The following is a 21598-nucleotide window of genomic DNA, read 5'->3' on the forward strand; positions in this document are numbered from 1 at the left end:
GGGTTACCCCCTCCCTAGCTTTGCCACGGCCCGGCGGGCCAGGCGACGCTACCCTCCCCTCGAATGGAGAGGGTGTAGTTGTGCGTGTGATGAGCTTACTTGCCGCTCATCAGCCAGCCGTCGACAATGCCCTGCAAAGCTTCATTGAGCTCCTCATCCTCGATCGGGTCGAGCAGCTCGGCGATGAAGCCGCGCACCAGCATGGTTTCTGCCTCTGGCTTGGGAATGCCACGGCTCATCAGGTAGAACAGGCTATCCTCATCGATCATGCCGCAAGTCGAACCATGGCCGCAGACGACGTCGTCGGCATAGATCTCGAGTTCGGGCTTGGACAGGATTTCGGCTTCGTCCGAGAGCATCAGGCCCTGATGCATGAATTTGGCATCGGTCTTCTGGGCGTCGCGGGCGACAACGAGCTTGCCCTGCACGACGGCCTTGGCGCGGCCGCGCACAATGGACTTGAACAGCGGCTGCGACGAGGTGTGCGGCACCGCGTGCAGGGTTTCCATGGTGATGTCGGCGTGCTGACCATCGGCCACCAGATTGAGGCCAGTGAGATCAGCATGGGCCCCTGCACCGGCCATGCGCGGGAACACATGGGTACGGGCGAGCCCGGCACCAGCATGGATCACCAGGGTGCGCAGCTTGGCGCCATCGGCGAGCTGATATTCATTGGTGGCGAAGTGCGACACGGCGCGGGCGCTGAGGTCGATGGTGATATGGGTCACCACCGCGTTCTTGCCTGCCGACAGATAGGTTGCGTGATTGCCAACATGGGCCGCGTCGGAGCCCGAGAAGGTTTCGACAATGGTCGCCGAGGCGTCGTCTGCCACGAAGATCTTGAGCGCATCGGCGACATGGGCCGCCTCGCCTTCGATGCGACGCTCCACCTGGATGACCGGATCGACGCTGTTTTCCAGCGTGAGAGTCAAAGCTTCCCTGGCCAGCGCCCCGTTGACATGCACCAGCACGTCGTCACGGGTGGTCAGTACGCCACCCTCGGCCTTGCCAACAATGACGCCGGCCGGGGCCGTGGCGGCATTCTGGATAGCCCCATTGGCGATCATCAGGTTGAAGGCGCCGGGAATGCGCAGCGCCGGGGCGCTGGCTTCATTGGCGGCGGTTGCCAGCGGCGGGATCGCGCGCAGCAGGGTTTTCAGATCGGTATAGTGGTAACTCTCGACGCGACGGGTCGGCAGGCCGGCCACGGTGATGCGCTCGGCGGCAGCATCAGCGCCGGCAGCCTTGAGCTGGGCGATAAGAGCGTCCTCGGCGGGGCCAAGGCGGACTGGAAAGTTTGCGCGCATGATTAGGCAGCCTCTCCGCCGTAGCTGGCATAGCCCTTGGCCTCGAGCTTGAGTGCCAGGTCCTTATCGCCGCTCTCGACGATCTTGCCGTCCGAGAAGACGTGCACGACATCAGGCACGATGTGATTCAGCAGGCGCTGATAGTGGGTGATGACCAGCATGGAGCGCTGGCCATCGCGCAGGGCATTGACGCCCTTGGAGACAACCTGCAGCGCGTCGATGTCGAGGCCGGAGTCGGTCTCGTCGAGCACGGCCAGCGAGGGCTTCAGCAGCGCCATCTGCATGATCTCGGCGCGCTTCTTTTCGCCGCCGGAGAAACCGACATTGAGCGGGCGCTTGAGCATGTCGTTGTCGATGTTGAGCTGGCTGCCAGCCTCCTTGACCAGACGCATGAAGTCGGGCGTCTTGAGCTCCTCCTCGCCACGCGCCTTGCGCTGAGCGTTGAGTGCGGCCTTGAGGAAGGTCATGGTCGCTACGCCGGGAATTTCGATCGGATACTGGAAGGCCAGGAAAAGGCCGGCGGCCGCGCGCTCATCGGGCTCCATCTCCAGGATGTTTTCGCCATTGAGCAGGATTTCGCCCTCGGTGACCTCATAGTCTTCCTTGCCGGCGAGCACATAGCTCAGCGTCGACTTGCCCGAACCATTGCGGCCCATGATGGCATGGACTTCACCAGGCGGGATGATGAGATTCACACCCTTGAGGATTTCACGCTCGTCGATACGGGCATGCAGGTTGCGGATTTCAAGAACGGGAGTGGTCATTTCTTCTACCTTCTTCAGTCTGGGCGGCGTCGCGGCCGGCTCTCAGGACTGGTCATCAATTTCGTTCAGGCCTTTGGCGGGCGTGGGCAGTTCGATACTTTCGTAACCGCCCGGTTTCCGGTCATGGACGCGCAGAACACCTTGCTCAGGCAATTCGACCACGTTGGTCTCTGTCTGATTGGCGACGCAGATATATTTCAGCACGCCCGTGCCGGTATTGGTGAGCTGGTGCGCCAGCTCTGCCCGGCCGGCAGGTGCGCCGAGCACGTCGCCCACGGTCACCTTGTGGGACGTCTCGCCGAAGCGATAGGTCCCCTCACCTTCCAGAATAACGATGATCTCGTCTTCCAGATAATGGACATGAAAGGGGAAGGCCGATTCGCCCGGCTGTACTTCGAAGTAACTGGCGCCAAGCATGGTCAGGCCCATAGCCCGGGTGAAGTTGGCGCCGTTGGCCCCGATCCCGGGGCCCCGGTCGTGCCGCTTGAGCGTCAGACCGGACAGGGCAATGACTGGTGCAATGGTCTTGTCCATCAGCCAACACTGCCTTCAAGGCTGATCGCGATCAGCTTCTGGGTTTCAACCATGAATTCCATGGGCAGGTGCTGAAGCACATCGCGCACGAAGCCATTGACGATCAGGGCCACAGCATCCTCTTCGGAAAGGCCGCGCTGCATGCAGTAGAACATCTGGTCGTCGGAAATCTTGGACGTGGTCGCTTCGTGTTCGAAGACGGCCGTGCCATTGCGGCTCTCGATATAGGGCACGGTGTGCGCGCCGCACTTGTCACCAATCAGCAGTGAGTCGCACTGGGTGAAATTGCGGGCGTTTTTCGCCTTGGCGTGGGCCGAGACCTGGCCGCGATAGGTGTTGTCCGAGAAGCCGGCGGCAATGCCCTTGGAAATGATGCGGCTGGACGTGTTCTTGCCCAGATGCAGCATCTTGGTGCCGCTATCGACCTGCTGGTAACCGTTGGAAATGGCGATCGAATAGAATTCGCCGCGCGAACCGTCGCCGCGCAGGATGCAGCTCGGGTATTTCCAGGTAATGGCCGAACCGGTTTCGACCTGGGTCCAGGAAATGTGCGAGTTCTTGCCCCGGCAGTCACCACGCTTGGTGACGAAATTGTAGATGCCGCCCTTGCCGTTCTTGTCGCCGGGATACCAGTTCTGGACCGTCGAGTACTTGATTTCGGCATTGTCGAGGGCCACCAGTTCCACCACGGCGGCGTGCAACTGGTGCTCGTCGCGCATCGGGGCGGTGCAGCCCTCGAGATAGGATACGTAACTATCATCGTCGGCGATGATCAGCGTGCGCTCGAACTGGCCGGTCTTCTTTTCGTTGATGCGGAAATAGGTCGAGAGCTCCATGGGGCAACGGACGCCCTTGGGGATATAGACGAAGGAGCCATCGGTGAAGACAGCGCAATTGAGCGTGGCGTAGTAATTGTCCGAGACCGGCACCACCGAGCCCAGATACTGCTTGACCAGATCGGGATATTCACGAATGGCGTCAGAAATCGAGCAGAAGATGATGCCCTGCTTGGCCAGTTCCTCACGGAAGGTTGTGACCACTGAAACCGAGTCGAAGACCGCGTCGACCGCGACATTGCCCGAGAACGGCGTGCCGGTCGGTTCGCCCGCGCCTTCGACGCCAGCCAGAATGGCTTGTTCCTTTAGTGGAATGCCGAGCTTCTCATAGGTGCGGAGCAGTTCGGGATCGACTTCGTCCAGGCTCTTGGGGCCGCTGAAAGACTTCGGCGCAGAATAATAGCTGATCGCCTGAAAATCGATCTTGGGATAGTGGACCTTGGCCCAATTGGGCTCTTCCATGGTCTGCCAGCGGCGGAACGCCTCAAGACGCCATTCGAGCATCCATTCAGGCTCGTCCTTCTTGGCCGAGATGAAGCGGATCGTGTCTTCCGTCAGGCCAGCAGGGGCGACGTCGGACTCGATATCTGTTTCGAAGCCGTATTTGTACTTGTCGACGTCGAGCGCCAGCACCTGCTCGACCGTCTCCCGGTCGATTTCTTCCTTGAGGGTCGGAATGTTGTAATCCGCCATGCGGCTTCTCCTTTGTGTCCCTCGGCGGTTCAAGGCCGCCGCGAACGAATAGTCTGATGTGGCGGCTAGGCCGCTTTCCCTGCCCGCTTCTGGCGGGAAAGGAGCGTTTCAAATCCGGCAAGGAACGCGTCCGCGTCCGCCATGGTCGAGTTCCAGCCGAAGCTGACGCGCAATGCGCAATTGGCGAGATCCCTGGGCACGCCCATGGCGGCAAGCACATGGCTGGCGCCGACCTTGCCCGACGAACATGCCGAGCCCGAGGAGACCGACAGTCCCATAAGGTCGAGCGCCATCATCGCGGTCGCATTGCCCACACCCGGTACGGCGAAATTGGTCACATTGCCGATACGGTTCGCGCCTTGGCCGAAAATGACCACATCCGGCGCCAATTTCCTCAGACCGGCCTCGACGCGCTGCACAAGGCCCGAGAGTGTTTCGGCATCATAGTCGTTCGCCGCTGCTGCCGCCCCGAAGGCCGCGATCAGCGTTGCCGATTCCGTGCCGCCTCGGCGACCCTGCTCCTGACCACCGCCGGGAATGAGCCGCACCGTGTCGGCATGCGATTTCACCAGAAGTGCGCCAATGCCGGCGGGTGCGCCGATCTTATGGCCGCTCACTGCCATCATGTCGGGAGCCGAGGTGGCAAATTCCAGAGGGCGTTTGCCAATGGCCTGCACCGCATCAATGAAGAGGGTGTGACGGGTGGGGCCAACAAGCGCGTTGATCCGCTCAATAGGCTGGATGACGCCGGTTTCGTTGTTCACCCAGTGCAGAGCGACCAGAAGGGTCAACCCCTGTTCTTCGGCCTTTTGCAAAGTGACAGTCAGTTGATCGAGATCAATGCGGCCTTCGCCATCCAGTGAGATGGTCCAGACAGGCAGGCCCGTGGCTTCTGCTGCCTTGCCGACAGCAGCGTGCTCCCCCGCACTCAGAGCAACGGCGCCTGCCGAAAAAGCCCTGGCACCGCCCAGGATGGCCTGGGTGATGGCTTCGGTTGCCGAACCGGTAAACACGACCTGCTTGGGTTCGGCGCCCGCCAGTTCGGCCACCTGGCGCCGTCCTGTTTCAACAAGGTTGCGCAGGGCACGGCCATGGGCGTGCACGGACGAGGGATTGCCCACCAGGTCAAGCGCAGCAAGCACGGCTTCCCGCGCTTCGGGGCGAAGCGGAGATGATGCATTGTGATCGAGATATGTGGCCGCTCTCGTCATTGCGCTTTCCGGACGCATGTGCGTCCCATATAGCTTCCATGCCTGCAGCGGGACGCTTCTTGCGTCCACGCAGTCAAACACTTCTTGAAATTTTACGCCCAACTTCATTACAAGGGGCGCTCCATTGGGCCGTTTCGCGGCTCAAAACCGAGTTTCGAATAATTCTAAACTGGTGTTTCGGACCCATGTTTTAGGGAGCAGTCCGCGCTTAGTCAAGCCGCGAACCGCTTTCCACCAGAGGGCCCGCAAGACCAAACGGACAGAGCCAGAAAAGGCCGGAACAAACTTATGCCAGAAGTGATCTTCAACGGCCCGGAAGGGCGCCTGGAAGGCCGGTACCAGCCGGGTAAGGAACCGAACGCGCCCGTAGCGATCGTGTTGCATCCTCACCCGCAATTCGGCGGGACGATGAACAACCAGATCGTCTACAATCTCTTCTATATGTTTGCCGAGCGTGGCTTTTCGGTTCTGCGCTTCAATTCGCGCGGCGTCGGCCGTTCGCAGGGCGTGTTCGATCATGGTATCGGCGAACTCTCGGATGCGGCTGCGGCGCTGGACTGGCTGCAGATCATCAACCGGGAATCGCGCGGGTGCTGGATTGCCGGCTTTTCCTTCGGCGCCTGGATCGGCATGCAGCTTTTGATGCGCCGTCCGGAAGTGGAAGGCTTTATCTCCGTATCGCCACCGGAAAACCTGTACGATTTCTCGTTTCTGGCCCCCTGCCCGTCCTCTGGCCTGATTATCCATGGCGACAAGGACCGCGTGGCCCCGCCCACTTCGGTGCAGAAGCTGGTGGACAAGCTCAAGACGCAGAAGGGTATCACCATCGAGCAGCAGATCGTGGAAGGGGCGAACCACTTCTATGAAGGCAAGGTCGACGAGCTGACCACGCGTTGCGCCGAATATCTCGACCGTCGCCGTCAGGAGATCGCGGACGGCGGCGGGCGCTAACGAGAGCGCAATTGAGACGGTCATTCGGAGGAACCTCATCCCGAGCACGTCGAAGGATGAGGTTCCGGATGTACCGACCCCGTGGATCGACGAGCTCGCCACGCGGTCTCACAAGGCTTCAGTGATTCAAATGACCCAGTTCAAATCCGACTTCCTGCGCACCCTTTCCGAGCGCGGCTTTATTCATCAGACCTCCGACGATGAGGGGCTGGACAAGCTGTTCGCCACCGAAACCGTCACTGCCTATATCGGGTTCGACCCCACCGCTGCCTCGTTGCATGTGGGGAGCCTGATCCAGATCATGATGCTGCACTGGCTGGAAAAAACCGGCCACCGGGCCGTTGCCCTGATGGGTGGCGGCACCGGCATGGTCGGTGACCCGTCCTTCAAGGACGAAGCCCGCAAGCTGATGACGCCTGAGATGATCCAGGCCAATATCGACAGTATCAAGCGGGTGTTCTCCAACTACCTGACCTTTGGCGATGGACCAAAGGACAGCCTGATGCTGAACAATGCCGAATGGCTGATGCCGCTCAACTACCTCGAATTCCTCCGCGATGTTGGCCAGCACTTCTCGGTCAACCGCATGCTGAGCTTTGACTCGGTCAAGCAACGGCTGGATCGCGAACAGTCGCTGAGCTTCCTTGAGTTCAACTACATGATCCTGCAGGCCTATGACTTTGTGGAGCTTAACAAGCGCTATGACGTCAAGCTGCAAATGGGCGGTTCGGACCAGTGGGGCAACATTGTCAATGGGATCGATCTCGGGCATCGCCTGGGGACGCCGCAGCTTTACGCGCTGACCTCGCCGCTGCTGACCACGGCTTCGGGCGCCAAGATGGGCAAGTCGCTCAACGGGGCCATCTGGCTCAACGAAGACATGCTCTCGGCCTATGATTTCTGGCAATACTGGCGCAATACCGAGGACGCGGATGTGGAGCGGTTCCTGAAGCTTTACACCACGCTGCCGCTGGACGAGATCGCCCGGGTCGTGGCCGGCGACGTCAACGAGGCCAAGAAGCGGCTGGCTACTGAGGTGACCGCAATGCTGCGCGGTCGAGAGGCTGCTGAGGGCGCTGCGGAAACGGCGCGTGCGACGTTTGAAACTGGCAAGCTTGATCTGTCCCTGCCCACCGCCGAGATCAATCATGCCGAGCTTAATGCTGGCATTGGCGTACTCAATGCGCTGGTCAAGGTCGGCCTCGCAGCCTCGAATGGCGAGGCCCGGCGGCATGTCTCCTCAGGCGCAGTTCGGATCAATGATGCGGTCATTGACGACGACAAGCTCGTTCTGGCGGACAATGCCTTGCTAGCCGAAGGGGTTATCAAGCTTTCCATCGGCAAGAAGCGGCATGCGCTGCTCAAGCCGGTCTAGAGCGTTACCAAAGTCCCGAAACAGCGATGTCTAGTCGAAAGGCACCCTGGCGGGTGCCTTTCTTATTGAGCGGCCTCCGGGGGCAGTTCGCGGGCGCGGAATTCGAACATTTCGCGGAAGATGCCCGGCGCCAGGATCGAGAGCGGATTGACGAGGAATTGCGGATCTTCAAGTGGCCCGCGCACCGCGAAGGTGACGCCAACAAGCCCCTCACCATCGCGGCCACCGAGAAGCGGTCCCAGGATGGGCAATTGCTGGAAGATATTGTTGAGGCCAAAGAGCGGCACATAGGTGCCACTGAGATCGTATTGGCGCTGGTCGGTATAGATGAAGCCGCGCATGGTGCCGCCAACGGTATCCCCAGCCAGTACTGCATCGGTTACCTCAACCCGGTCACTTTTGCGGATGAAGTCCACTTCCCCGGCCCGGAAGTCCAGCCTGTTTCTGGCGGCAATGGCTGCCCGGGAGTCGGAGTGATTGCCAAGAATCTGGACGACGTTGTTCTCGTCGACGATGGCGAAATTGCGCAAGACCAACCGCCCGACTTCCTGATCGGCCTGTCGATCGATCGTCATCACCAGGCTGCCCGATCCACCAGCGAGCTGGGAGTAGATGCCGAGCAGGCGCAGCACGGTACCCGCATCGTTGAAAGCCATTGAGAGCGTGCGCCCGTTGGGGGCCGGATTGGTGGTGATCGAAACTGCGTTGCCCTCATCGAACTGGGCCGTGAGATTGACCCGCGAAAGGTTCTCACCGCGCAGCGACAGATCGAGGTCCAGGTTAAAGGCGGTGGTCGCGTAGTAGCCAATGGCGCGATCAAGCTGCACATCAAGGACGATAGACTGGTCAAATTGCGTGGACTGCACGCCGCCGCTGCCCTGACCCAGGCTGAAGAAGCGGCTCAACACAGGCTTGAGATCGAGCTGGCTCCCGCGAATTCGGACAGAGAACCCACCGTCCACCGGTGTCAGATCCACGGTCGCGCTATCGCCTTCGCTCAGCGCGAAATTGGTGAAGTTGGCGGCCACCAGACCTTCTGTGGCGTGGTAGTCGAGTAAGCCGTTGAGGCGGACGCTGCCGAAGGTGAGCGCGATATCTTCGAGATGGGTCACATCGCCATCGGGACGGATGATCGCCGTGAGCAGGCCAGGCGTCCCAACCGGCTTGGAGATCCCAAGATCGCGTATGGTGAGACTGGCTTCGGCCAGATCCACGGACATAGACAACGCGCCGCCATCCAGCGGCTGCGCCACGAAACGGACCTGCCCGCCCAGAAATTCGGACGCGTCGAACCCGAAACCGGCCAGGTCGGCCACGTCGATGGTCGACCCCAGCCGGACCACTGGATCGGTTTCCGGCGTGCCTTCAATCGAGATCTCGGCGGCCATGCCATCGATCTCGGCAGTGCCACCGAGCTGATAATTGTCCTGTGAAGCGGAGAAGGACAATTGGCCATTTCCGATCAGCCGCCCCTCGATGGGCTGCGTACTGGCGAAATCGGCTACGGAACCGTTGACGACATAGTCGAAATCCATTTCACGACCGGACTGTTCGTCGCCCAGGGCAATGGTGGCCACCAGCCCGAGATCGACGGCGCCAGTTATGCTGGCCAGGTCGATAGGTAATTCCACCCCACTGAGGGCATCTGGTTGCTGCTGCTCGACCAGCGCCAGCAGGGCAGGAATAGGCGCCATGAGGTCGCCGGAAATTTCCACAATGCTTTCCCCGGGCACGGAATTGTCCATGACCAGGGCCGGATTGGAGACATCAATAGTGCCCGCCTCGGTTTCCAGTGTGCCGCCGCCACCCGCAATCGACATATTGGCGTCGTCCAGCCGCAGGCGCGTCTCGCCGGAGATCAGGATCGGCGACATTTCCGGTGTCGGCTTGATGGCAACACCTTCGCCAACGATATCGATCTGCATGCTGTCAGGCGGAATAGGCACGTCTTCGTCGCCGATGGCCAATGTTCCGACGGGAAAATTGAACCGCATTCGCGCGTCCTTGACCCGGCCCTCAGTGACGTTGGCAACGAACCAGTCCCGGCTCTCGCCCGACATGACATAGGGCCAGAGGCGCTTGAAATCGTCCGCTGTCACCCCCTGCCCGGCTATGGTCATGTCGAGACCCATGCCGGCCTGCACCATATCGATCCGCCCGGCCGCTTCGACGGTGGCGCCGGGTTTGGTGGCAGTCAGGCGGTCAATGCCAAGTGCGCCATATAGTGGCGCTGACCAGCCAGAGAACTCGACCAGGTCGAAGGGCGTTTCGGGCGCATCCATATCATCGGGGTGAATCAAGACATCGCGCGCGGTCAGCGACATACCGATCGTTGGCCCATAGGCCCGATCGAGGCCCAGGGCGAAAACGCCGGACACACGCGCCGACGAACGCCCAATCCGCAATGCCCCTTCTGCTAGGCGGAACTGGCCGAGCTCCGGATTCCAGGTGACATCAAGGATTGAGCTCGCCACGGGGAAATAGTCATCAGCAAGACGCAGATCGAGTCCGGTCAAATCAAGCTTGAAGCCGCCCCCGACGAGCTTTCCTTCGTCGGCGGTGAAGGTCACGTCGATCGAGATCGAGCCGGCGCCGCGCATTGCGGCCACGCTGTCGCGATCGTCGATGAAGGGCACAAAGGCAGAAAAATCGAGATTGGTCAGGTCGGCCTGGAGGCGCCTGACACCATCAGGATCGACCGATCGATCAATCGTACCCACGACAGTCTGGCCACCGATACGCGCGCTGAACTCTCCGGTCACCCGTTCTTCACCAGGCACGGGTCCAATTTCGAGCGACACCGCCTCGAACTGCCGGAACAGGCCGTATATGGGGTCGGCCATATCGATCAGCCCGTCGCGGACGACGAGCCGGGAGAAACGCCCCTGTGCGGTCTGCTCCACAAGGTCGGCAATGGCCAGCTCGCTGGCCTCCAGATTGTAGATCAGCCAGTCATTGTCCGAGCGCATGGGCGGTGCGACACCCTCTTCGAACGAAATGCCTTCCGAAGAGATCGCAACGGCCGGAAAGCTGTCATCGCCTTCGAGAACCCGGACAATTGGCGGGCCACCCTCGGGGTTTTCCTCGACCTCAAGCGTTCCGGGGCGTGGTCCATAGAGGTCCTGGACGATCTGCACATGCGGACCAACAATGGTGATCGTGGTACCCGGCTGCCCGAACAGCGCGCGGGCCGGGGAAAAGCCGACTTCGAGGGCATCCATCTGAACACGGGCGCCGGATTTGCTGTCAGTGTAGGAGACCGGCGAGAACTGGATGACTGGCCAGACACCGCCTTCGAGCGCAAGCGCCATGTCTCCCATCTGCAGATCGGCCGTCTCGGCCACGAAATTCTGCACGAAACTGCGGATAGCCTGGCCGGTAAACGGAACGCGGATCGGCGTAATCAGCATGATCGCATAGAGGACAAGCAGGATAAGGCTGGGAACACCCAGAACCCAGACCGCAATTCGACGCGCGCGACGAAATCCGGTCGAGCGAACCCGCCTGTCTGATGGCGGCGCCTGAGACGGATCTGGTTCTGCTACTTGGTCCACTGCCACCACGTCAAAGATCGGCTGGGTCAACCCCTCCCACCGGAAACAGAATCATCCACCGCAAGTGGTGCATTGATTGATGATACCGGCTGGAATGTGGCGCCGACACCCTCTATTCAAGCAGCAGCACAGGATAGGCCATGACACATCTCAAATCCGGCGACCCAGCACCCGACTTTGTCCTGCACCGTGATGACGGCTCGATCATCGCGAAGGCAGAGCTGATTGGAAATCCCGTGGTCATGTTCTTCTACCCCGAGGACGACTCGGGCGGGTGCACCGACGAAAACCAGGAGTTCTCAGCGCTGTCAGATGCGTTCAGCGTTCGCGACACGTTTCTGGTTGGGGTGTCGCCCGACACGCGGGAAAGCCACCTGAAATTCCGAGCCAAGTACGATCTGAAGGTTCCGCTAGCGTTCGATCCCGACCGATTGGTGATTGAGTCTTTCGGCCTTTGGCAGCTCAAAAAGCTCTATGGCCGGGAGTTCATGGGGCTGGTGCGGACCAGCTTCATCATTGATGCAGAGGGCAAGATCGCCCGCATCATTCGCGCGACCCGCATCAAGGGACACGCCGCCAAGGTGCTGGCAGCGCTCGATGACGTCCTCGCTTCAGACCGGCCATAGCAGGGCTTTCGCCTTTCTTAACCAAACGCCGCCATAGTTTACTAACCATGTTTGGGGCGTTTGGGGGTAGTAGCGTTGCGTCACTCTGCCAGTTCTGAAGGCGGGAACAGCCGGCCAACACGGCGTGGCGTACACCCCGCGTTGTTCTATGTCATGTTTGCCCTGCTGCTCGGCGGTAATGCGCTGCAGGGCACTGCCCTGCTGATGGCGCCGGATATTGCGCGGCTGCTCAGCGGACAAAACGAGCTGATCGTCACGGCCTATGAAGACAGGCTGGCGCAGATGCGGGTCGAAATTGATCGCCTGCAATCGCGCAATTATGCCCAGGCGGGCGATATCAATCTGCAGCTCCAGGAATTATCGGTGCAGCAGGAGGCTCTGCTGGAGCAACACCAGCTTGTCAGGGCGCTGGTGACCAAGGCCGACGAGCTCGGTCTGGCAGCTCTGGGGGATGTTGATGAACAGGTGCCCGTTTCGCCAAGCACGACCAGTGGCAATCCCGATGTTGCTGCCACCTCCGCTTCCGTGGTCCAGATGATGGACGAAACGCAACGGGCGATGAATGGCATTGCCAGCGCCGCAACAGAGCGCACAGCAAGCATTGTGGGCGAGCTCTCCAAGCTTGGTATCGAAGTGGACCTTCCTCAGAGCGCGCTGAGTGGCATGGGCGGGCCATTGCTGGCAGCCGAAAGCGGTGCTGATCTTGCTTCGCCATCGCTTGACGACGCCAACGCGGTAATGGAGGCACTGCTACTGTACAAGGCGGCGCGGGACAGTCTGGAACTGGCGCCCGTACACATGCCCATAACCGGGAACTTCCGCCAGAGCTCGGGCTACGGCAATCGCAAGGACCCCTTCACAGGGGGCCGCGCCTTTCACTCCGGGCTCGATTTCGCAGCACCGACCGGGACGACCGTCCTGAGTGCGGGCGAAGGCGTGGTCATCTTTGCCGGTCAACGCTCAGGCTATGGCAAGGTGGTGGAAGTAGAACATGGCAATGGGCTGGTGACACGCTACGCCCATTTGAGCGCCTTTCTCTCGCAAGAGGGTCAGAGGGTGCAAACGGGCACGCCAATCGCCAAGGTCGGCTCGACTGGCCGCTCGACCGGGCCGCATCTGCATTTTGAAGTGCACCGTGCCGACAAGAGCGTCGACCCCAAGCCTTTCCTCGATACCGGCAAGCGCATCCTGTCGATGCTGAACTAGCAATAGAAGACCCCAGACGCTGTCCGGGGTCTCTTGTCCTGCCAAGGCTAGTCTTCGCTCGTCACGTCTGTCGCCACACCCACACGCTGGGCAAGCGCTGCTTCCATGAACTCGTCCAGCCCACCATCGAGCACGACCGAGGGCTGGCCACTTTCGACGCCAGTGCGCAGGTCCTTGACCATCTGGTAGGGCTGCAGGACGTAGGAACGGATCTGGTGGCCCCAGCCGATATCGGTCTTGCTGGCGGCCTGGGCGTTGGCGGCCTCTTCGCGCTTTTGCAGTTCCATTTCGTAGAGCCGGGCCTTGAGCATGTTCATGGCCGTGGCGCGGTTCTTGTGCTGGCTACGCTCCTGCTGACACGCCACGATGATGCCGGTGGGCACGTGGGTGATGCGGATGGCTGAGTCGGTGGTGTTGACGTGCTGTCCGCCGGCACCGGAAGCGCGATAGGTATCGATCTTGAGATCGGCTTCGCGGATTTCGATATCGATATTGTCGTCCACCACAGGGTAAACCCAGACGCTGGAGAAGCTGGTGTGACGGCGCGCAGCCGAATCGTACGGACTGATCCGCACCAGGCGATGCACGCCACTCTCGGTCTTCATCCAACCATAGGCGTTGTGGCCCTTGATCATGATGGTGGCGGACTTGATGCCGGCCTCTTCACCATCATGCATTTCGATGGTTTCGACCTTCATCTTCCGGGCCTCGGCCCAGCGGGTGTACATGCGCAGCAGCATGTTGGCCCAGTCCTGGCTCTCGGTACCACCGGCGCCGGAGTGAATTTCGACGTAACAATCATTGCTGTCGACTTCACCGGAAAGCAGGGTTTCGATCTGGGTGCGCCGCGCTGTCTGCATCAGTTCGAGCAGAGCATTTTCGGCGTCGCGCACGATCTCCTCATCGCCCTCGGCCTCGCCCAGTTCGATCAGTTCGCAATTGTCCCGAATGCCGGCCTCAAGCTCGCGCACCGTCTTGACGGCAACGTCCAGCTCGTCGCGTTCACGCATGGTGACGCGGGCCTTTTCGGGATCATTCCAGAATTCTGGAGATTCAGTTTGCGCGGTCAGCGCGTCGAGACGGAGTTGAGCTGTGTCCCAGTCAAAGATGCCTCCTCAGCAGGGTCAGAACCTGCTCGATTTCGGCGACGGTCTTTTCGATTTCCGTGCGCATTTGTCTTCCTTCGTGTGTGGGGCTCCGTTTAGCGAAACGGCACCCCCGGATCAACCCATGCGGCGCGTGAGCTTGGCATATCGCTTGATGGCCGCTTCGCGCCTGAGCCGTGACAGCCGATTGAGGAAGAAGATCCCATTGACCTGATCGATCTCATGCTGGGCGACGCGGGCGGGGAACCCGGTCAACTCCAAACCCACTGTGGCGCCGGTTTCGTCGTCAAAGCCGATCCGGGCGAAGCTTGGTCGCGTGATCTCGACCTCGATACCGGGCATGGACACCGATCCTTCCTTGCCGGGGACCGGGTCGCCCCCGGTTTCGATGACGCGCGGATTGAAGAGAACGCGATATTCCCGGCCAGGTGGCGGGACGATGCTGACAACGGCGACTGGGACCAACATGCCGATATGGACTGCCGCCAGCCCATAGGCCTGCGCTGCCTTCGCCGCGTCCAGCAGATCCGTGCCGATTTGCAAGAGCGCTGCGTCCACTGCGACGGGCGCTGCAGCGGCGTGAAAACGCTCATCGGGGAAGAGAATGAATGGCGCTACATCATAACCCATGGCTGGCATTTACCTCCGCCATCTTGCAACTCCTGCCCCCTGCTGGTACGTCGATCCTCGGCTGGTCCCGTAGCTCAGCAGGATAGAGCACAGGATTCCTAATCCTGGGGTCACGCGTTCGAATCGCGTCGGGATCACCATTCCGCTTTCACTATCTTTGTGACGATCTCGCGCCGCGTAGTGTCGGTCAGGGCCAGTGGTCCGGCCATACCGACCTTGTGGCGCGCCAGCGCAAAGCCGAGAGCCACTGCCCGCTGAAGCCGGGTCACGTCCTGACAATAGGACCAAAGAAATGCCCCGCAAAACGTATCCCCTGCCCCTGTCGCATCCCTGACGTCCATGTCCTGTAGCTCGGGGGCATAGGGCGAAGCGCTTTTCTCCGAATACAGCGTCACACCCTCATGCATCCTTGCAACGAGCAGCCAGCCGGGCTGCAGGCCAGCGCCAATTTCGGCCGGGCTCGCCTTGCCCAAGAGACGCGTGAATTCCTCGCTATTGAGGTGCAGGATGTTGGTCTGGGCCAAAAGGCGAGCGAACCCGTCTCCACCCGGGGCGATCCAGGCCATGCCGGGATCGAGCGAGACGATCAGCTCCGGATTGTCGATACGCGCCCGTTCCAAGATCCGGGCGATCAATGCAGGCGATGCTGGATCGAGGTATGAGGTGATGTGGATGGCGTCGCAGCGGGCGATGGCAATGGCCAGAGCTGAATGCTGGCGTTCCAGCCAGTTTGCGATGGCGGCATTGGCGCCATGGGCGGTCAGAAGTGTGCGCCCGGCCTGTTCGACGATGGCAAGACAGGTGGCTGGCGGGATCGCACTTGTTTCTACGCCCGATGTGTCGAAACCCCAGCCATCGAGAGCCTCAAGATGCGCACGGGATGGTCCCAGCGTGCCGGCAACACCGAAAAAGGCCAGATCGATCTCATTGCCGTCGTTGAGCAGGGCCGCCACCCGTGCGGCGTTGAAGGCCGAGCCGCCGAGATAGTCGGCTGCGCCAAGCTCCTGCAGGAGTTCGGCCCCGCGCTGCGCATCCTCGTCGGAGATGGGTGTTTCGACCAGGGGTGACGCATTAATGCGGAGGGCATCAAGGACCGTCGCGCAGTCCTGCTGCGCGACAAGGTCGCGGTTCATTGCCCCCAGAAAGCCCAGTCTTGTCATGGAGCGCTGGTAGCGCCTGCACGGCCAGTGGGCAAGCAGGATCAGAGGCCGAACTTCTCCAGGGTCGCGTCATATTCGTCGCGCAGTTCTTCCCGATCCCGATCCGAGGCCCAGCCAGCCTCGATGGCGCTCTTGACCGCGTCGGGCAAGGCTTCCCACCTTGCCTCCCAGGCTTCGCCTTCGTGGGTCCAGTAGCCAACCAGTTGGTAGCGCTCGGGAGGCAGCTTCAACTCATGGCGCACATATTTGCGAATGGCCCGGACGACGCGCTGTTCCCCGGCGACCCAGACATAGCCGCTGCCCGAAGGCAGGGGCACGGCGCGCACCACATCTTCCATGCGGCTGGGCGCGGTTCCATTGCCGCTCTTGTGCAGCCAGGTGATCGTGGCCTTGGGATGGTCGGGCAGTTCCTGTTCATGCTCGAGTTCGGCCACTTCGATGAAGACGCGGGACTGCACATGCGCGGGCGTTTGCTCGAGTATGCGCGCCAGGGCCGGCAGGCCGGTCGCATCGGCAACCAGCAATTGCCAGGTGAGGTCCCTGGGCGGGGCATAGAGGCCACGCGGGCAGTTAACGGTGATCGTGTCACCGGGCTTTGCCTGTTGCGCCCATTCGCTGGCGAGACCGCCCTTATGCACCACGAAATCGATGTCGACTTCCCCGTCATCCCGACGGTGACGGCGAACCGTGTATGTCGAACACCGGATCGCCTCTCTGCCTCCATCGGGATAGGTCCAACGCCCTTCCTCGTCGATATGAGGCAGATGCAGGTGGCCGGTATCCGGATCGGGGAAGAAAAGGCGAAGATATTCGTCCGCAATGCCAGTTCCCGGGAAACCCGACAGCTCCTGCCCGCCAAAGGTCACCCGGATCATGCCGGGTGTGAGGTAGCGGGTTGCGAGGACAGTGGCCTGGAAGAACATCTTGCTCATGCCGTTTCCTTTGGCGAGGCCAAGCCGCCGAACTGGGCTGAATGCAGATGGGCATAGGCACCCTTACGGTCGAGCAATTCCTGATGCGGGCCCTGTTCGACAATGCCGGTCTCGTCGACAACAACAATGCGATCGGCATGTTGAATGGTGGCCAAGCGGTGGGCGATGACCAAGGTAGTGCGGCCGCGCGACAACTCGGTCAGCGATTGCTGAATGGCCAGTTCGGTGGCGGTATCGAGCGCGGATGTCGCTTCATCCAGAACCAGGATGGGTGGGTTCTTGAGGAAGATCCGGGCGATGGCCACGCGTTGCTTCTGCCCGCCGGACAGCTTGACGCCACGCTCGCCGACTATGGTGTCGAGGCCATTGGGTAACCGGGCAATGACCGATTCCAGCCGCGCCCTGCGGGCAGCCTCGAGGATTTCCTCGTCGCTGGCGTCCAAGCGGCCATAGGCGATGTTCTCGCGCAAGGTGCCGCCGAAAAGGAACACATCCTGCTGCACGATGCCGATCTGGCTGCGCAGGCTGGTCTGGGTCATGTCGCGAATGTCGATGCCATCAATGCTGATGGAGCCTTCGTCAATCTCGTAGAAGCGCGGCAGCAATGCGCACAACGTGGTTTTGCCGGCGCCCGATGGCCCGACAATCGCCACGGTTTCGCCCGCGCGGACGGCCAGATTGAGATTGTCGATGATCTTGCGGCCATGCTCGTAAGCAAAGCCGACCTTGTCGAAAACGATGTCGCCGCGGAGCGTATCGACCACGCGTGCGCCCGGACGGTCGGCGATGTCGGGTGCGGTATCGATGAGCCGGGTAAAGCGGGAAAACCCGGCAATCCCCTTGGGATAGCTTTCAAGCACGGCGGTGATCTGGTCGATGGGCCGCATGAAGACATTGACCAGCAGCAGGAAGCTGACAAAGCCGCCATAGGTCAGTTCCCCGGCGGTCACCAACCAGGCGCCAAACAGCATGACGGCAAGCTGAATCAGGCGCGTGCTGAGATAGGTAACTACATTGCTTGCGGTCATGAGGGCGTAGGCGCGCAGCTTGGTTGCTCGATAGGCCTCGTTGTTGCCCGCGAACAGCTTTTCTTCGTGGTGCTCATTGGCGAAGGCCTTGACCACGCGCACGCCGCCAATCGAGTCCTCGACGCGCGTATTAAAATCGCCGACACGACTATAGAGCTCGCGCCAATTGCGGGTCATGCGCGCGCCATAGGTGCTTACAAGCCAGGTGACGACGGGCACCAGGACCACGGTGATGCTGGCCAATTGCCAATTGGTCCAGAACATCAGGACAAAGGCCCCGACAAAGGTCATTATGGCGAGGAAAACATCTTCCGGGCCGTGATGGGCGACTTCGCCGATATCCTCGAGGTCCTTGGTCACATGGGTGATCAGATTGCCGGTCTTGTGATTGTCGAAGAAGCGGAAGCTGAGCTTTTGCAGGTGGTTGAAGACCTGCCGGCGCATGTCGGTTTCGATCGAGATGCCCAGCATGTGGCCGAAATAATTGACCACGCCGCGCAGAATGGCGCTGACGCAGTAAACGACCAGCAGCGCGATCCCGGCCGCAATAATGAGGCTGAACTCGCCCTGGGGCAGCAATTGATCCACGAAACGGGCAACGGCCAGGGGAAAGGCCAGTTCGAGCAGGCCGGCGATGACCGCACTGCCGAAATCGAGGGCGAAAAGCCCCTTATAGGGGGCATAATAGGAAAAGAAACGCTTGAGCATATTAAGTTGACTTGTTTAATCCGCTTATCCCAATGCCCGATTTGCCGCCTCACCTCAAGGATAATCGGGGTGGGCGATGCCGGGCGAGCGGCGGCCATGGTTTCATATTGCAGCGGGAGTAGCGCAGGTCCGGTCGCGGTGCCAAGGCGGCGGGGCTCTGGCAAGCGTCGTTCAGGATCGATCCGGCTCACAATGCTGCCCCTTTTGCGCGGTCTTCTCACCGCCATTGGCTGAGGCCAGCCCAGATGTTCAATTCAGGATTTTCTGAGCGCCACTCCAGTTTCATCCACCACCACGCCGTTAATGCGGGCTAAGGCGTTGGCTGCTAGAAGCCAGGACGCCCGGATTTCTCCCGGAAGGAAAAACATGTCGAAAATCATCAGCAAGCTGGCAAAAGGCGCGGCGGCCGCCGGCGCGGTCCTGGCGCTGGCCGCCTGCTCCTCATTTGGTGGCGCAACGGCACCGGCCGCTTTGGCACCAGCCCTTTCAGCGCGTATGGACCAGCCCAATGCGCGGCTTGATTCACAGCAGGCCATCGGCCTGATCAATGCCTATCGCGCGACCCGCGGCGTGGCACCACTGACCGCAGATTCGGGCCTGAATGCCACGGCCCAGGCGCTTGCCAGCCAGTACGCGCAGACCGGCAATGCCCCGACCAAGCCACAGGCACTGGTGCAAATGAAACTGAGCGCCGGCTATTCCAGCTTCGCCGAGACATTCTCGGGTTGGCGCAACAATGCCGCCGACGCTGTAAGCCTAGCCGCCCCGGCGAGCAAGGCCGGCGTTGCCGTGGCCTATAATCCATCCTCAAGCTATGGCGTCTATTGGGTGCTGGTCCTTGGCAACTGAGGTCGAAACAATCGACGCCAGGGGACTGAAATGCCCCCTGCCCGTTCTCAAACTCGAGAAACGCCTGGCCGACGCGGAAATGGGGACGACCATCGTGGTGCTGGCGAGTGATCCGATGGCGCGGATCGATATTCCGCTGCATTGCCGAAAGCACGGGCATGGGTGTGCGGTGGCGACGGCCGACGACTACATGCAGTTTACTGTGACGGTCGGCGCCGCCAGCCCAGCCTAGAGGTCGGCGGGACGGGGGCGCGGCAGAGCGATGTCGAGGCCGCCCGCAGTCAGAGCGGGGCGCAGGACGTCCTCAATGGCGGCGCTTTCGACCGGCGCGGGCGTGCCGAAAATCGGCATGTGCGCCGGGCGCGGGCGCGGCAGGGCAATGCCGGTGCGGATACGGCCAAGATCGATGGCCGTGTATTCGCTGACAGCGAGTTCTTCGGTCAAATAGGAGGGCTGATCCTCCAGACCCATCGGGAAGGCCGCTTCCTGAGCCGCAACATATTCCTTGGCATCCTTGCCACAGATCAGTGGGCGCATGTCGACAGGCGCAGCGCCGGCAGCGTTGGCAAGGGTCAACACGCTCTGTCCGGTCGGCTGCAATCGGCCGCCAAGGGCATTGAGGAACAATTCGGCAGCCCGCTCATTGCGTTCGCGACCGGAAGAGCCGCCCAGCACGACCGCCAGAAGCTGGCGTCCATTGCGATCAACCGTGGCCACGATGTTGAGGCCGGATGCGCAGACATAGCCGGTCTTCATGCCGGTGGTGCCGGCAAAGCCTTCGAGAAGGCCGTTGTTGGACTCAAGGCGCGCCTTGCCCAGATTAACCACGCCGGTGCGAAACATGGGCATGTATTGCGGGAAACTCTGCTCGATATAGAGCGCGATGATGGCAAGGTCGCGCGCCGAGGAGACCTGGCGCGGGTCGTGCAGTCCGTGGGGATTGACGAAATTGGTGGCTGTCAGCCCCATGCGCCCGGCTGTCTCGTTCATCTTGGCGACAAAATTTGACTCGCTGCCACCGACCGTTTCGGCGATGGCGACGGCAATGTCGTTGGCCGATTTGACCACCAGAATGTAGAGCGCGTCCTTGAGAGAAACCGTACTGTCAATCTTGAGGCCGGATTTGCTCGGCGCCTGATTATAGGCATTGCGCGAAATGGTCACCGGCGTATCAAGGGTTACCGTGCCCTTGGCCAGTTCCTCGAAGGTCACATAGGCCGTCATCAGCTTGGTCAGCGAGGCGGGATGCCAAGGCTGGCCGGCCTGTTCCGCATAGAGCACCTGCAATGTCGCACGATCCACCAGCAGCATTGGATTGGCCCAGGCCTGGCTCAGGCCGGCAAAGGTCAGGACCAGGGCGAGCAACAATCGACGGACAAGCAGCAAGGTGGAGCGACTCCAGAGGGCATTTCGGAAAGCGGGCCCCTCATACCAGCCGATCCAGCCAATCTCAAGCAAGGCCCGGGCGCCTGACAGCCATGTGAAGGTGCTGACACGGCCTGTCATGCCACAGGCACACCGTTGCGTCAGTGAAATGGAGACAGATGATGACCACCTTGCTGACGATACTGACGCCCGGCTTTGCCGATTGGGAAACCGCTTTGCTGAATGCCGGCGCGCGCGAATATTACCGGCTCGATACCCGCTTTGCGACGCCCGGCGGCGAACCGGTCACGTCAGCGGGCGGACTGAGAGTGGCGCCCCAGCTTGCCATCGAGGAGATCGATCCAAGCGACTACGACGCCCTGCTGGTCAATGGCGGCAGTATCTGGCAACAGCCGGACGCCCCCGACCTGACCAAATTGCTGCAATCTGCCCAGGCGGCGGGCGTGGTAATTGGTGGGATCTGCGACGGCGTCATTCCGCTGGCCCGCGCCGGCGTGCTTGATGACCGGCGCCACACGGCGAATGGTCCCGAGAGCCTGCCACAGACCGGATATGGCGGGGGCGCGTTCTTTGTCGGGTCCCCGAGGGCCATTCTTGATCGCGGCATCATCACCGCGCCGGGAACCGCACCCGTGAGTTTCATGGGTGCGGTCCTGGAAGCGCTCGGGCTGCGCACCGGCGACCTCGACTTCTATCTCGGCCTTTATGCCGCCGAGCATCAGGCCGCCTGATGCGGGGATGG

The 21598-nt window shown here is 61.1% G+C and carries 19 protein-coding genes and 1 tRNA gene; 8 read left to right on the forward strand and 12 right to left on the reverse strand.

All coding sequences use genetic code 11. The annotated features are described in order from the left end of the window. Window positions 1-95: 95 nt before the first annotated feature. The 5 genes from sufD to DDE76_RS07875 all read right to left on the reverse strand — a co-directional run bounded on the left by sufD (window position 96) and on the right by DDE76_RS07875 (window position 5345). Window positions 96-1307 (reverse strand): Fe-S cluster assembly protein SufD, encoded by a 1212-nt coding sequence (gene sufD, locus DDE76_RS07855; RefSeq protein ID WP_104894452.1) that lies wholly within the window; start codon window positions 1305-1307, stop codon window positions 96-98. A 2-nt stretch (window positions 1308-1309) separates the two neighbouring features. Further along, window positions 1310-2071 (reverse strand): Fe-S cluster assembly ATPase SufC, encoded by a 762-nt coding sequence (sufC, locus tag DDE76_RS07860; protein ID WP_104894453.1) that lies wholly within the window; start codon window positions 2069-2071, stop codon window positions 1310-1312. A 42-nt stretch (window positions 2072-2113) separates the two neighbouring features. Then, entirely contained in the window at window positions 2114-2605 is a 492-nt protein-coding gene (locus DDE76_RS07865) for a cupin domain-containing protein (RefSeq protein WP_104894454.1), read from the reverse strand. Next, window positions 2605-4134, reverse strand: a complete 1530-nt coding sequence (gene sufB / locus DDE76_RS07870) for a Fe-S cluster assembly protein SufB (RefSeq protein WP_104894455.1) — start codon at window positions 4132-4134, stop codon at window positions 2605-2607. The genes DDE76_RS07865 and sufB overlap by 1 nt, the downstream gene beginning before the upstream one ends. A 65-nt stretch (window positions 4135-4199) precedes the next feature. Then, entirely contained in the window at window positions 4200-5345 is a 1146-nt protein-coding gene (locus DDE76_RS07875; RefSeq protein WP_104894456.1) for a cysteine desulfurase family protein, read from the reverse strand. Between the two features lie 288 nt (window positions 5346-5633). On the opposite strand from DDE76_RS07875, the gene DDE76_RS07880 reads away from it, so the two are divergent. Beyond that, on the forward strand, window positions 5634-6296 hold the full coding sequence (locus DDE76_RS07880; RefSeq protein ID WP_104894457.1) for an alpha/beta hydrolase: 663 nt from the start codon (window positions 5634-5636) through the stop codon (window positions 6294-6296). A 130-nt stretch (window positions 6297-6426) separates the two neighbouring features. Further along, window positions 6427-7671: a tyrosine--tRNA ligase gene (gene tyrS / locus DDE76_RS07885; protein WP_104894458.1), complete on the forward strand. Its 1245-nt coding sequence runs from the start codon at window positions 6427-6429 to the stop codon at window positions 7669-7671. Window positions 7672-7733: 62 nt separating this feature from the next. Here the strand turns inward: tyrS and DDE76_RS07890 are convergent, their stop codons facing one another. Beyond that, window positions 7734-11255, reverse strand: a complete 3522-nt coding sequence (locus DDE76_RS07890; RefSeq protein WP_157955706.1) for a YhdP family protein — start codon at window positions 11253-11255, stop codon at window positions 7734-7736. Window positions 11256-11365: 110 nt separating this feature from the next. On the opposite strand from DDE76_RS07890, the gene DDE76_RS07895 reads away from it, so the two are divergent. After that, window positions 11366-11851, forward strand: a complete 486-nt coding sequence (locus DDE76_RS07895) for a peroxiredoxin (protein WP_104894460.1) — start codon at window positions 11366-11368, stop codon at window positions 11849-11851. Between the two features lie 141 nt (window positions 11852-11992). Further along, entirely contained in the window at window positions 11993-13057 is a 1065-nt protein-coding gene (locus DDE76_RS07900; RefSeq protein WP_157955707.1) for a M23 family metallopeptidase, read from the forward strand. 47 nt (window positions 13058-13104) lie between these two features. On the opposite strand, the gene prfB is transcribed toward DDE76_RS07900, so the two are convergent. Next, window positions 13105-14230, reverse strand: a protein-coding gene (prfB, locus tag DDE76_RS07905) for a peptide chain release factor 2 (RefSeq protein ID WP_104894462.1) whose coding sequence is annotated in 2 segments (ribosomal slippage) — window positions 13105-14160 and window positions 14162-14230 — 1125 coding nt in all. Because the reading frame shifts where the segments join, the coding sequence is not laid out codon by codon here. Between the two features lie 50 nt (window positions 14231-14280). Then, complete coding sequence (locus DDE76_RS07910) at window positions 14281-14802, reverse strand: peptide deformylase (RefSeq protein WP_104894463.1); 522 nt, start codon at window positions 14800-14802, stop codon at window positions 14281-14283. A 54-nt stretch (window positions 14803-14856) separates the two neighbouring features. On the opposite strand from DDE76_RS07910, the gene DDE76_RS07915 reads away from it, so the two are divergent. Further along, window positions 14857-14933: transfer RNA gene (locus DDE76_RS07915), tRNA-Arg, on the forward strand. Here DDE76_RS07915 and DDE76_RS07920 read toward each other — a convergent pair. From DDE76_RS07920 to DDE76_RS07930, 3 genes are read right to left on the reverse strand one after another with little or no spacing between them, the layout of a single operon-like run. Next, a complete protein-coding gene (locus DDE76_RS07920) occupies window positions 14928-15953 on the reverse strand; it encodes a carbohydrate kinase family protein (RefSeq protein ID WP_104894464.1) in 1026 nt (341 codons plus the stop codon). The two genes, DDE76_RS07915 and DDE76_RS07920, sit on opposite strands and share 6 nt — an antisense overlap. Window positions 15954-15994: 41 nt before the next feature. Next, window positions 15995-16885, reverse strand: a complete 891-nt coding sequence (locus tag DDE76_RS07925; protein ID WP_104894465.1) for a siderophore-interacting protein — start codon at window positions 16883-16885, stop codon at window positions 15995-15997. Next, entirely contained in the window at window positions 16882-18621 is a 1740-nt protein-coding gene (locus DDE76_RS07930) for an ABC transporter ATP-binding protein (RefSeq protein WP_104894466.1), read from the reverse strand. Before DDE76_RS07930 ends, DDE76_RS07925 begins: the two co-directional genes overlap by 4 nt. A gap of 366 nt (window positions 18622-18987) precedes the next feature. On the opposite strand from DDE76_RS07930, the gene DDE76_RS07935 reads away from it, so the two are divergent. Then, window positions 18988-19470: a CAP domain-containing protein gene (locus DDE76_RS07935; protein ID WP_157955709.1), complete on the forward strand. Its 483-nt coding sequence runs from the start codon at window positions 18988-18990 to the stop codon at window positions 19468-19470. Next, window positions 19460-19702, forward strand: a complete 243-nt coding sequence (locus tag DDE76_RS07940; RefSeq protein WP_245891837.1) for a sulfurtransferase TusA family protein — start codon at window positions 19460-19462, stop codon at window positions 19700-19702. Before DDE76_RS07935 ends, DDE76_RS07940 begins: the two co-directional genes overlap by 11 nt. Here the strand turns inward: DDE76_RS07940 and DDE76_RS07945 are convergent. Next, a complete protein-coding gene (locus DDE76_RS07945) occupies window positions 19699-20976 on the reverse strand; it encodes a D-alanyl-D-alanine carboxypeptidase family protein (RefSeq protein WP_104894469.1) in 1278 nt (425 codons plus the stop codon). The genes DDE76_RS07940 and DDE76_RS07945 overlap by 4 nt on opposite strands. 41 nt (window positions 20977-21017) lie before the next feature. On the opposite strand from DDE76_RS07945, the gene DDE76_RS07950 reads away from it, so the two are divergent. Next, window positions 21018-21587 (forward strand): DJ-1/PfpI family protein, encoded by a 570-nt coding sequence (locus DDE76_RS07950; protein WP_104895050.1) that lies wholly within the window; start codon window positions 21018-21020, stop codon window positions 21585-21587. Window positions 21588-21598 lie beyond the last annotated feature (11 nt).

Source organism: Devosia indica (genome assembly GCF_003056405.1).
GTDB lineage: Bacteria > Pseudomonadota > Alphaproteobacteria > Rhizobiales > Devosiaceae > Devosia > Devosia indica.